Here is a 12,320-nt window from a genome sequence, read left to right as displayed (position 1 = left end):
TCAGTTATTCCTTATTGCCCAGAGCTCCATGGTCAGCCCGGGGAATTCCGCCCCGAGGTGAACGGCAACCCCCCCGGACCTCTGCATTGCCTGCCACAGCTCTCCCGTGCGCTCCAGCTCAAAGTAGGTAAAGCCAGCGTGATAGGGGATCTGACGGGGCGCCACCGGCAGCGGGCGCAGGGTGAGCCCCGGCAACTGTGCGGAAATCAGCTCGCGAATCGCCTCCACCGGGGCGACCTTGGCCTGGCCCGGAAAACGGCTGCGCAGCAGGTCCCCGGGCATATCGGCTTTCGCGGCCACGATAAAGCTGGCGGTTTTGACAAGCGACGGGTCGGTGATCGGCGCAACAAAAATTCCGAACTTTCTCTGTACCAGCTCCATTGCAATGGCGGTCTGCTCCAGTACCGTCGACAGCGACTGGCGCAGTGCGGAAAACAATCCGGCATAGCTCTGCTGCAGATTTTCGTGTGAATAACCGGGAATTACCGGCGGCCGCTTGCTGGGCGAGGTAAATGTGGACAACTCTCCAGCCAACTGAAGCAGCTCCAGAAAAAAACTGTGGGGGTGCAGGCGCGGCTGTGCGGTCAGCTGGCCCAACAGCGGCTCAAAACGATTGATCACCTGCAGAAGCAGGTAATCGGCTATCTCCGCCGAACCGCTCCTGCCGCTGTCGCTCAGGCGGTGTCCCAGCGCCGAACCGCGGTGATCCAGCAGTCCCCTGATTTCCTCTATATAGGCCTTGATGACCGGGGAAGCCTCGGAATTCAGCAGCGGCGGTATATAGTCGGAGTCCAGCTCCACCGGCTTTTCCGGCTGCCGCTCGCGGATTCTGGCAACACCGATTGCCGCATAGCCGCTGAGGTCATCGCTGCCCAACTTCAAACAGGCGCGCAGCTTGCCCACCTGGATGCGCGCCGATTCGCCGGACGCCGAGGCGCTGCTGCGGACATCAAAGTTACATGTCTGATAACGCGCCTGGGGAAAATCCTCCTGATCGCGCACCGACTCCTGGCTCCCGGGCCTCTTCATCGGCACGCAGAGGTAGACGACTTCATCCCTGGTATGTACCGGGACTTCGAGAACCTCCGGCAGATATTCGTTCTCCGGAGCGAGCATCGGTGTACCGTCGGGGAAAATGGTGTTGACCCGGGATACCGATATCTTTCCCATGGCCAGCGGCTCACTGTCGATGGCCAACTCAACGATGCCCCACGTATAGGGCCCCAGGGCGGCCGTTCGCGCCTGCAGCAATTGTTCCAGGTAGCGGTCCTGCTGCTGGAAATGCTGAGGGCGCAGAAACATGCCCTCACCCCAAATAACCTTATTGTTCGCCGACATGTTTCTTCCTTAACGGAGCTGTAACCCCTGATTAGCGGCTCAGACCTTCGATTGCTTTGTTGCCCTTCTCCATTTGCTCGAGTCGCTCGCGCATGCGCTCGTACTCGGCGTTGGAGATGGTTACCGTATCGTCTTTTTCGGGCGAAGAGCTTCCACTCTGTGGCTTCCTGTCGGATAGCCGGCTCCGCCGCGACAATGACGTCGGAGAACCTATCCATCTTTCCGCGAGCGTTACCTGATATTCATTGGCCTTGTGATCGGTTATCGGCAACAGCATCAGCGCGTCCGCGTCCTGGTACTGCACGAACTCCGCCAGCAGCCCGATATATTTGACTTCCGGGGTCAGGTTCAGTTTTTCCAGGCGCCGCTCACCGGGTGCAAACTCCTTGAGAATTACCGTGTCGAGCAGGTCCTTGCCCAGCCTGGACTCCGCGTTCTCATAGAGATTGAGGAAGTCCTCCCGTGAAAACTGGCGATCGTCGGCGAGCATGAAGACACGAACCACAACCGGCGACGCGCGGCCGTCGTTATCGGGATTCACATCATTTCTGGCATCCACGGCCAGCTCGACACTGGTGTCAAAATTCAATGTGCGGCGAGTGGTTTGGCAGGCGGCAACGGACAGGACAAGGAGCCCGATCAGCAGCAGCCTGAAAACTTTACTAGCAGACATGACAATATCCTTGGTCTTGTTATTTGTATTAATCTTTCAGATGTCGTTGATTTTTCAGCTCCGACAATCTGTACTCGTAAGTGGTGGCAAATTCGTCGCCGAAAATGCGTCGGTAACAGGCTTCCGGGTCCCTTACCAGCTCTCCGTACAACTCCTTGAAACCTTCCCAGTTCTTGGCATTTTTACTGCCAAAGACACCGCCCCGGTTGCTCACGCGGCGCTCGATGTTCTCCGGGCTGAAAAATTTCAGCATTGCATCGTAGCCCGCACGCATACCGTCCAACACTGCCACCTGATGATCGGAAAGGTCATCGAACCCATCCGCAACCGCCTGCTGGGGCGACATGAAGGCTCCGTTTCCGGAAAACATGACACCGAGTGCGTCGGCGGCCGTAGCGCTGAATTTCAGCGGGTTGTTCGCCTCTGTCTGGATCATGGTGCGCTGCACCCGCAGCTCGTTTTTGATGCTGCTCCTGGCGCGCAGCAGATCGATCAGGCGGGCTATGGTTTCCTGCACAATCGCGGACACCTGCCGGTCCAGCTGCTGCCTCTGCTCAGGGGGAAGGTTCAGGCCCAGCGCCGCCATCAGCGCACCGGTATCCACGCCTGCCGCCGGCGGCGGGGAAGGAGGTGGCGGCTCCGGGGCCGCGGCCGGGCTCACGCCCGCGGGACTGGGCTGAAGCCCGGCATTGTGTGGTGGGATTTGCTGGGGCTGGGATTGCTGCAAGGGGTCCTGGTGCGGTGGAATTTGCTGCGGTGGAATTTGCTGCTGTGGGCTCTGCTGCTGTGGAATTTGCTGCGGCGAGTTTTGCTGCAGCGGGGAAAACTGTTGCGAGGGGTGGGAAAAGCCCTCGGTGGGTTGCCCGCCGGCGTTAAAACCGGGGGCTCCGTCCACCTGTTGCCCCTGCATGACAGCGAAGGATTCCGCAAAGGGGTTGTCGGCCTCCGCCGGTTGCGGGGCCGGGGGTTGCGGCTGTGGTTGCGGCTGAGGTATCTGCTGCTGCACCGGCTCCACCACCGGGGTTTCCGCCGGGGACTGCTGTGCGGCAAAGCTCATCGCATGCTGGTCCGCCGGCGCGTGGTCCTGGCCACTGCCGTCTTTCCACCAGTCGTCGTCCTCCCACTGGCCGCCCGACGCCGTGTTCGCCCCGCTGTCGAAACCGGCCAGGGGGTCCCAGCTTTCACCGGAACCTGAATTTCCGGATGAGCCGAACACCGCCAGTGGATCCACGGGTTCGGGGTTCGGGGAAACCAGGCTGTCGGAAGAGGGGTTGCCCGCACTGGTGCCGACGTATCCCCACTCCCCGGAATGGGACGCCCCTGAGCCCGCCCCCGGTTCCAGCCAGCTATCCAGTTGTTGCGCCTCCGCCTGGCTCTGCATCTTGGCGGCGGCGGCGGGGCTGAAGGTAGTGCGGTCGGCGCTGTCGAGGAAGTCCGCCTCGCCGAGCCCTTTTGGCAGGTCCGATTCGGCCTGTGGCCGACGGAGAGTCACCTTCAACCGGTAGTCCCCGGCGCCGATAACGTCGCCTTCGTTCAGCGGAACCCGGTTGCCCTTGCCGATGGGGTTCTCCCCCTGGTTGAGGTAGGTTCCGTTGGTGCTGTTGTCCACCAGATAGTACTGGTTGTCGCCGAAAGCGATCATCGCGTGCTTGGAAGACACCACCCGCTCCGGATCGGGCAACACCCAATCATTGCCGTCTGCACGGCCCAGGCTGCCGCCGGTGGGGGTGAAAAGTTTGGTGTGCTTAAGCATGTTGGCACCCTTGGGGTCCGCCAACACGGAGAGGATCAGATCCATTTCACTCTGGCTCGCGCTGTAGTGTTATTTCGCAATTGCGACAGGGCATACTGCCGACACTGCCGCCATGGTGCCACTCTTTTACCTCGTTATCCGCATATTCCCACCCGCGGATTACAGATCAGCTCCAGGGCCCTTTGAGGCCGCCGCCGGCGAGCGACTGCAGCCGGGGCAGCAGAATCTGGTCGCGCCCCTGAACCGAACGCAATGTGCTGATGCCGGCACTCTCAAACCGCGCCGCCGCCCTGTCGGTCAGCAGGGCTTCGGCACAGGGTGTCATCCACCGCCCCTGGGGCAGGTCGCGCAAATGCAGAGGCAGGTCTTCATAGCTCGCCGACAAAACCGGTACCGGCCGCCCCGCCGCGGAAAACTGTTGGCAGATGGAAAGCGCCAGCAGGTAGGCGCTGTTGCCCCAGAGGTAATAATTGTGGCCGTGTTCCGGTGTCAACTCCTCGTATTCAAAGCAGTCCGTCGTCGCCGAGTCGGCGCCGTAGGGCAGGCGGAGCATAAAGCGCGGGCCCGCCAGGGCCACGTGCTCGCTGCCGGAATACTCTCTCACCGCCAGCCAGCTCTCGGCGAACTCCCCGGACAGGGGATAGTGCCAGTCATCCGGGTCCAGGGAGCCCGCCAGGCTGGGGCAGCCGGCCAGACGGGGGTCCGCCCCGAGAAGCAGGGCGCTTCCCGCCGCCTCGGCAATCGTGGAGAGATCGATGAGCCAATGGAGGTCCCGCTCTTCGTCGGTAACAAAGAAATCCCCGACGATCAGATTGTACGGCCGGCTGCCCGAAATGGTCTCCCGCTCCACGAGGCACTTGAAAACCTGGGATTTTTCGAGATCGCTCTCGGCCTGGGCGAGATCGGCCATCAGCTCTTCCTTGCTGACATCGATCAGATACAGGTGCAAATTCGGGTGGTCCTGCACCCGGCGCAACAACAGGTGCAGACTCCGCCAACTGGCCTCCAACTGGCGGAAATCGCTGTGGTGCATAAGCTTGCGCATGGCCTCGGAGGCCGCCTCTTTTACCGCCTGCAGGTAGGTGTCCTGGCGCCGGTCCGGCGTTTGCTGCACATAGGGGGCGACTATGTCGCGGATCAGCCGGTCGATCCGTCCCTGATCGCTGTTGCGGTAACTGTCCCGATAGCTGTCGGAGCCGAGGATTGCATCGAGCATGGACTCCCCGCCGAGCGGTGCGTTCGCCAGGGGATCGTCGACGCCGCGCAGTTCCGGCTTCCACTGCTGGATTTCCTCCGCAGCCCTGGAAAATTCCGCTGGATTCAGCAGGCGTTTTTCCAATTCAATAAACTGCCTGAAAAGCGGCACCCGGCTGTACAGGTAGTCGGGGTGCAGGTCGTCGTACTCCAGCAGGGACAGAGGCTCATCCATCACCGGCAGCTGCAAACGCACGCCGAGCCGCTCGAACAGGGACTCGAAACTGTCCTTGCCCAGGCGGTGGGCCGCGCGCTGTGACAGGGTTTCCGGCTCGCACAGGCGCCGGCTGGAGCGCCCGCTGAAGTCGCCCAGAATAGCCACCTTCAGCACTTCGCCGGATGCCGGCTGGAAGGTTTCACCCTCTTCGCCGTGAAAGATGGTGGTGCCGGAAGTTGTGGTGATTGGATTCAAAATTAAGTTTCCATTGGCGTGGCTTCGAGGTTTTCCGGCTGTCTGGTCGCGCTCTCGGCGACGGCGACAACCTCTGGAGCCTTGTCGGCCGCAGTTTTTTTCGACTTGCGCGGCCGTCCGCGCTTCAGGGGCCTGACCCGCTGGTTGGCGATCTGCTCAATTTTGTCCTTGAACGCATCGCCTCCCAAAACCTGCCCCACCTTGATCGTTTCCGCGATGTAGTCCAACAGGCGCCGGTCAAAGCGGTAGCGGAACAGCGACCGATACTCCTGCGCGCGCTCCCGCGGGGTCTCCCCCAGGGCCAGGTATAGCCGGTGGTCGGTAATCACCTCGTTTTCTACGTTGTCGGCGTGGTGATTGAAGCTGGACCAGGGGTAGTTCTCCAGGGAGTCGGCCAGCCCCAGGTACAGGGGCCGGAGTTCCACATAGCGATAACAGGTGAGCAGGTAGGCATCGGAATCGATCAGGCTGGACTTGTAGCGGCCCCGCCACAAGGTGCCCGAGCGCTTGTAGCGGTGGTTGACGTACTGGACATAGCGCCGGCCCAGGGACTGCATCATCGAAGAGATGCCGTTGGGTACCCTCGGCGTGGCGATGATCTGCACCATATTGGGTAGGAGCACATAGGCATGGACATCCACACGATACTGATCTGCCGCATTGCGCAAGCTGATGAGGTAGAACTGGTAATCTTCCTCATCGAAGAAGCAGGGCAAGTTGTTATGGCCTACCTGGACAATGTGCTGGGGGATGTCTATCAGGTTGAGTCGTGGTAGACGGGGCATAGGGTAGGCAAATCCTTTTCTTGCACAGGCGTACCGCCTAGCTTCACCGTGAAATCCGGCCCATTATCGCAAAACAAGGAAAAAAATTTCAAACTTCCTGTCACACCAAGTTAGAATCACCCGCCTGTGACGGTGGGGTTACAACCAAATCCTCCCAAACCTGTCGAGAGCGGTACAACCAAGAACGATACAACCAAGGGGGTCCCGGCGGACATGGAGCCCATCAGGCTGGCGGTCAGCGGGCGGACAGACGTAGGTCGAGTCCGTGAAGTCAACGAAGACAGTATTCGGTGCCACACCGACCCCGATCACCCCTTCGCCTATGTCATAGTCGCCGACGGCATGGGCGGCTACAGCGGTGGTGCGACTGCGAGCAAAATTGCCGCCGACACCCTCAAACACCACCTGGACAGCCAGCTCGACGGCGCCTTTTTCTCCTGCACGCCCGAGCAGCAGCAAGCCGCCCTCCGCGCGTCCCTGGTGAATGCGATCCACGCCGCCAACCGGGAAATCCTCAGCGCCAAGAGCGCCCACCCCCACTTGTCTCAGATGGGGACCACCCTGGTACTGGCAGTGATCTGGCACGATTTTCTGATCGTCGCCCACCTGGGGGACTCCCGCGCCTACCTGTGGAACCACTACGGCCTGCAGCGCCTCACCCGGGATCACAGCGTCGTCCAGGAAATGATCGACAGCGGCCAGCTGACCCCCGAACAGGCACAGGAGTCGAGTATCCGCAATCACATCACCCGTGCGCTCGGGGTCTCGGACCATGTTGAACCCATCATCAACAGCTGGAAGCTCACCGAAAACGCCCTGCTGCTGCTGTGCAGCGACGGCCTCACCGAATACCTCGACGACCGCGCCATAGAACAGATTCTGGCAACCCACAGGCCGGCTCTCGACTGCATATATCGGTTTGTCGATGACGCCAACCGGCTGGGCGGCAGGGACAACATCAGCGCCGGCGTCCTGGAGTTCAACAACCAGCCGGAAGCTCTGGCCGAAAGCGCTCCCGACACCATCACGTTGCGACCGAAAAAAGAAGACATTACCGTACGCAAAGAACAGCGCTGAACCAGCCTCTGCAAAGGGAATCGCTATGACGCCGGAAAGTCTGGTCAACCACATCCCGCAGCTGCTCAAGTTCCTGCGCCCCCCCGACATCGATATCGAGCCCGGAAATCCCACCGCCTTTTGCCGCTGGCTGAACCAGAACCTTGTTGGCAATCCCGCAACAAATGCACAGCACCCGCTGGGACCAGCGTGGCCGCGGCCACCGGAAATTGAAACCAACTTTTACAGCCTGGCCCGCGCACCGCACCGGCGCCGCCTCGCCGGACTCGACGGCGGCCCGATACAAATGTCCAGCGAAGCCGGCGCCAACCCGAACGGCCAGCGCCTGCCCGCCCTGGAGCACTGCCGGCGGGTCGCGGACCACGTGATCGCCTGCAACGGCGAGGTGGCCTTCAGCCGAACCGACGCCGTCATTCCCGGCCCGCTGCCGTTTCACTGGCAGCGTTTCTACCGGCACAGCCATACGGACGACTTCGGGCTGGGTGCGGGCTGGCGGCACAGCCTCAGCGAACAGCTGCATATTCTTGACGGAAAAGCGGAGCTGCACACCGCGGACGGCCGCATTGTCCCCTTCTCCCTGCCCCCCATCGGGCACGGCAGCTACAACCGTTTTGAGCGCCTGCTGCTCCACCGCCAGAGCCTGCACAGCTACCGGATCACCGGATTTGCCCCGGCGCAACGAATATTTCGCGCCGACGGCGTCAGCAATGCGCTCCCTTTGGTTGAGATACGCGACAACTTCGGCAACTCGCTCACGGTGGACTACCAGCAGGGCCTGCCCGCAAAAATCGTAAGCTCCTGGGGGCGGGTGGTGGAATTCCGCTGCCGGGAACAGCGTATCGAACAGCTGGTCAACAGCCACGCCCCAGGCGACCGGCATATCCTGAGCGAATACCGCTACGACGAAGGGGAGACCTTGATCGAAGTTGCCACCGCGCTGGAGCGGGAGCGCTACCAGTACCGGGACGAGTTGCTCGCAGCCATCGACGGCGGCAGCGCGGGAAGCCTGCAATTTCACTACGACAGGCAGCGGCGCTGCCATAAACTGCAGTCCGGCCGGCTCGTGCAAACCCTGAGCTGGCGCCGGGCCCAGCGGCGCTGCACCCTGCACACCGACGACCGGCACCCGGTGCACTGGAAATTCAACGGCTCGGGACAACTGATCAGCGAGCGGCAGGGGGATCGGGAAAAAAGCTTTCTCTACGATCTGTATGGAAACCTGTGCCAGATCACCGCCGCCGACGGCGAACGCAGCATCTATCGCCGCGATGAACTGGGTCACCTGGTCCGCCGCACCCGGGGCGACATCACCGATCGCTATCTCTACGACCAATGCGGACTGCTCTCTGCCGCGCAGGAGCACTGCGACCAGGTCTGGCAGTACCGGTACAACGACCATGGCCTGCCGCAGCAAATCACCGACCCGACGCAACAGCAGTGGCAGTTCCACTACAGCGACCGGGGGCAGTTGCTCCAGCTCGTCGACCCGGAAGGCGGGCGGGTCGAACTCGGCTGGGACAGCCAGGGGCAACTCCTGTCGATACAGCGCAACGGCCGGGAGTGGAAGTTCGAGTACAACCACTGGCAACAGCTGACGGCCTTGATTGTCGACAACGAAACCCGGCGGCAGTGGCACTACGGCCCCTCGGGCGAACTCAGGGATATCTGCATCGGCGAGCACCGCTATGCGCTGGACTACGACGAGCGCGGGCGCCCCTGCACCGTCCGCGCCGGCGCCCGGGAGAGCCTGCACTGGGATTACGACGAATCCGGCAACTGCCGGCACCTGCATTTCGCCGACGGCCGGGAATGGCAGATGCGTTACAACGACTTCGGGCAGCTCGCCGGACTGCGGGGCGATGCCGTTGAAATTGCCTGGCAGTACGACCTTTTCGGCCTGGTGTCCTCCTGCACCGACTCGGGCGACCGCCTGTGGCAGTGGTTTTACGATGCCAACGGCGAAGTGCGGGAATTCCGCGACAACGACATCCGCTGGTATTTCCACCGCTCAGAAACCGGCGGGCAACAGAAAATCCGCAACAACAACGGCCAGCAGTGCGAGTTTCATTACGACCGCCAGCAGCGGCTGGTACAGGCCGCCAACGCATTCAGCTCCGTCCGCTTCCAGTACGACCAACGCAATCTGCTGGTGGCCGAACACCACGACAGCCGGGAGAGCGGCAGCGTCAGCCTCAGGCACAAATACGACAGCCGCGGCTGGCTGAAAAGTTCGAGCTCCGACAGCCTCGACCTGGCCTATACCTTCGCCCCCGGCGGCGGGCTCTACGGTGTCGACGCCAACGGCGAGGCCGCCCTGCGCAGCGAGGATCAGGACCAGGGCATCAACCGGATACAGGGCGAAACACACAGCCGACACAGTTACCGGAACGGACAGCTGGCCGCCGTGGAAGCCGGCGAGGGGCGCTGGGAGTTCGCCTCCCCGCCCCCGTTGAGCCTGTCGGCCCCGCAACCGGAGCCATCCCACCCTGAGGGAATTGAGCGCGACCTGCGCGGCAATATCACCGTGGAGCGGAGACCGGGAGAGCGGCAGCGGGAATATCGCTACCAGTACGACGGCTGGGGCCTGCTGAGCAGCGCCGAGTGCGGTGATTTCAAAACCTACTTCCGCTACGACCCCTTCGGGCGGCGGCTGAGCAAACTCAGTACCCACCGAAAATCCACCCGCCAGCGCCGGGTCGGCAACTGTTGGTACAGCCTGGGCATATGGAGCGAGACCCACGCCCTCAACGGGAAATCACAGCCCGCCACCCACTACCTCCACCACCCCGTGGAAAAAAACCTGCTGTGCCGCTGGCGGCAGGAGGATATGGCCCACTACCTGGTGGACCCGGAGGGAGCACCCCTGGCCCTCTTCGACCATCGGGGGGAACAGCTGTGGAGGACCGGCGGGAAGGCCGGGGACAATCCGGGGCCAGTCACAGGCCAGAGCGACTGCGGGCCCTGGCGTGGAAGAGGCCTGCTCGCGGACAGCGAAACCGGCCTCTACTACAGCTGGCGGGGCTACTGGCACCCGCAGTTGCGGATCTGGCTGAACGCGGGCGCTCCGGAATGTGATCCCCCACCAAGGGATGATGAGCTTCTTCCCCAAACCCAAAGGCAAGGGGAGACCGCGGAGGTAAGAGTCGAAAGTTCAAATTGAATGCAGGAAGTAAATCGTGTAAGAATACCGCTTAAATTGCTGTTCTCCACAATCCTGAGATCGAACATTGCCCACTATATGGGCAATGTTCGAGTTCGGATGCGATGTATATCCAAGGATTGCGGATAAAAAAAATAAACAATGATGTTATAGGATACTCGCAGTATGGAAGGCGGACTTTCTTCGGGGTGGTATGGAATACAGCGTTTTCTGTGTGCGACTATCCTTTGTATTCCCTGGTTGTCACACGCAGAAGAGATTACTTACCAATACGACGATTCGGATCGATTGATCCGAGCGAGCCATCAAGGCTCAGTGGATATTGATTACAGCTACGATGCTTTAGCGAACTCTCTATCCTTCACATCCTCCACAGATAGCCAGAATACCCCACCTTCCGTCCCCACAGATGAAACTCCTCAAACTGGTGCCAGCGGAGTTGCCCCAGGAGAAGTCACGCTGTCCTGGAGCAGCTCTGAGGCAAACGGTGATGACGTTGTATTTTATGATGTGTATCTCGGTCTGGAGCAAAGCCCGCAGCTCTATAAGTCCGGACTTGAAGCCGAGAGCATCACTGCAAGCAGTCTGTATTCGGAAAGAACTTATTACTGGAAGGTGGTTGCCAGAGATAATCACAATGCCATTGCTGAGAGCCCTGTGTGGAGCTTCGGCACATCCAATAGCGCTCCAGAAGCAGCGCCAGGCCAAGTTAGCCCTACCAATAATCTATATACGAGCTATAAAAATGTTGTCCTGAAGTGGAGTCAAGTGACAGATCCTGATCCGGATGACACTGTTACATATGATATCTACCTCGGTGAATCACTAGAGCCCACTCTGCTTGAACAAGGTTTGGCCAAAACCGAGAAGCAGCTCTCCGGCCTTGACCCATGGAAAACCTACTACTGGAAAGTTGTTGCTGTAGATAATCACGGCGCTCAGGTATCCAGTTCTGCTTGGTCATTCAATCCGCTCGATACAGATTCCGATGGCATTCCAGATGATATCGAAGACCAGCGATGCACCGACAAAAACAAGAGTGATACCGATGGCGATCTGCTGCTCGATAGTGAAGAGGATATCAACAGGAATGGGCTCGTTGATGCAGGGGAAACCGACCCTTGTAACGCAGATACCGACGACGATGGTATGCCAGACGGCTGGGAAGTTGCCAATCAGTTAAACCCGTTACTAGATGACGCCTATGCGGATTCTGATGGGGATGGCTGGTCAAATATTCACGAATATATGGCTGGATCTGATCCCAATGCTATAGGGAATACACCCTCCGATGATTTCAATCTGGCTGACTTTGAGGAGGCTCGATTTAATGTCTGGTACTGGAAACCGGGAGGCAACAGTTCTTGGCTAATTGATGATTCTAATCCGAATTCCGGGGTCTATTCTGCTAGATCTGGAAACATCACCCATAACCAAAGCAGCAGCACAGAAGTTGCCGTTAATACACCTGACGGTGAAATGTTCTTCTATTTATCGGTGAGTTCCGAGGGAACTGATTACCTGAAGTTCTATATTGATGGAGAACTGAAGGGAACCTGGTCTGGGAATGTGCCATACAAAAGGGTGACCTTTCCGGTAACAGCCGGGGTGCACAACTTTAAGTGGGTGTACTCAAAAGATAGATCGGAGAATACAGGCTCAGACGCAGCCTGGATCGATGATATCTATATTCCCGGCCCCGTTGATGAAGACGCAGATGGCATCAAGGACTCTTGGGAGTACATCTACTTTGGAACACTGGATCACGATATGTCGCTGGATAGCGATGAGGATGGATTGTCAGAGTTGGATGAATGGCTTCTGGAGCTTGATCCACTGGATAGCGATTATGATAGTGATGGTATGCC

At 59.9% G+C, this 12,320-nt stretch carries 8 protein-coding genes; 3 read left to right on the top strand and 5 right to left on the bottom strand.

Translation table 11 applies throughout. From position 1 onward, the window contains the following. The 5 genes from tssK to ACRC0P_RS12195 all read right to left on the bottom strand — a co-directional run bounded on the left by tssK (position 1) and on the right by ACRC0P_RS12195 (position 6,215). Positions 1 to 1,338 carry a type VI secretion system baseplate subunit TssK gene (gene tssK / locus ACRC0P_RS12215; RefSeq protein WP_438631268.1) on the bottom strand — a complete coding sequence of 446 codons (1,338 nt, stop codon included), beginning with the start codon at positions 1,336 to 1,338 and terminating at the stop codon, positions 1 to 3. 31 nt (positions 1,339 to 1,369) lie between these two features. Then, positions 1,370 to 2,011, bottom strand: a complete 642-nt coding sequence (tssJ, locus tag ACRC0P_RS12210; protein ID WP_438631266.1) for a type VI secretion system lipoprotein TssJ — start codon at positions 2,009 to 2,011, stop codon at positions 1,370 to 1,372. Between the two features lie 28 nt (positions 2,012 to 2,039). Continuing rightward, positions 2,040 to 3,809: a type VI secretion system-associated FHA domain protein TagH gene (gene tagH, locus ACRC0P_RS12205; protein ID WP_438631264.1), complete on the bottom strand. Its 1,770-nt coding sequence runs from the start codon at positions 3,807 to 3,809 to the stop codon at positions 2,040 to 2,042. Positions 3,810 to 3,930: 121 nt separating this feature from the next. Then, a complete protein-coding gene (locus ACRC0P_RS12200; RefSeq protein ID WP_438631262.1) occupies positions 3,931 to 5,430 on the bottom strand; it encodes a type VI secretion system contractile sheath domain-containing protein in 1,500 nt (499 codons plus the stop codon). A gap of 2 nt (positions 5,431 to 5,432) precedes the next feature. Further along, on the bottom strand, positions 5,433 to 6,215 hold the full coding sequence (locus ACRC0P_RS12195) for a transposase (protein ID WP_438631260.1): 783 nt from the start codon (positions 6,213 to 6,215) through the stop codon (positions 5,433 to 5,435). Between the two features lie 213 nt (positions 6,216 to 6,428). On the opposite strand from ACRC0P_RS12195, the gene ACRC0P_RS12190 reads away from it, so the two are divergent. The 3 genes from ACRC0P_RS12190 to ACRC0P_RS12180 form a co-directional block, all read left to right on the top strand. After that, positions 6,429 to 7,292, top strand: coding sequence for a Stp1/IreP family PP2C-type Ser/Thr phosphatase (locus ACRC0P_RS12190; RefSeq protein WP_438631258.1), 864 nt, complete (start codon positions 6,429 to 6,431; stop codon positions 7,290 to 7,292). Between the two features lie 25 nt (positions 7,293 to 7,317). Next, entirely contained in the window at positions 7,318 to 10,452 is a 3,135-nt protein-coding gene (locus ACRC0P_RS12185) for a DUF6531 domain-containing protein (RefSeq protein WP_438631256.1), read from the top strand. A 165-nt stretch (positions 10,453 to 10,617) separates the two neighbouring features. After that, positions 10,618 to 12,320 (top strand): hypothetical protein (locus ACRC0P_RS12180; RefSeq protein ID WP_438631254.1); only part of this gene is annotated, 1,703 nt, incomplete at its 3' end.

This window comes from Microbulbifer sp. (assembly GCF_051659245.1).
Classification (GTDB): domain Bacteria; phylum Pseudomonadota; class Gammaproteobacteria; order Pseudomonadales; family Cellvibrionaceae; genus Microbulbifer.
The sequence above is the reverse complement of the archived record's forward strand: the minus strand, read 5'-3'. Positions and strand labels throughout refer to the sequence as shown.

What these genes read in the sequence shown, in the direction of transcription:
- tssK (WP_438631268.1), bottom strand. Translation starts at nt 1,338, where the DNA reads ATGTCGGCGAACAATAAGGTTATTTGGGGTGAGGGCATGTTTCTGCGC.
- tssJ (WP_438631266.1), bottom strand. Translation starts at nt 2,011, where the DNA reads ATGTCTGCTAGTAAAGTTTTCAGGCTGCTGCTGATCGGGCTCCTTGTC.
- tagH (WP_438631264.1), bottom strand. Translation starts at nt 3,809, where the DNA reads ATGGATCTGATCCTCTCCGTGTTGGCGGACCCCAAGGGTGCCAACATG.
- ACRC0P_RS12195 (WP_438631260.1), bottom strand. Translation starts at nt 6,215, where the DNA reads ATGCCCCGTCTACCACGACTCAACCTGATAGACATCCCCCAGCACATT.
- ACRC0P_RS12190 (WP_438631258.1), top strand. Translation starts at nt 6,429, where the DNA reads ATGGAGCCCATCAGGCTGGCGGTCAGCGGGCGGACAGACGTAGGTCGA.
- ACRC0P_RS12185 (WP_438631256.1), top strand. Translation starts at nt 7,318, where the DNA reads ATGACGCCGGAAAGTCTGGTCAACCACATCCCGCAGCTGCTCAAGTTC.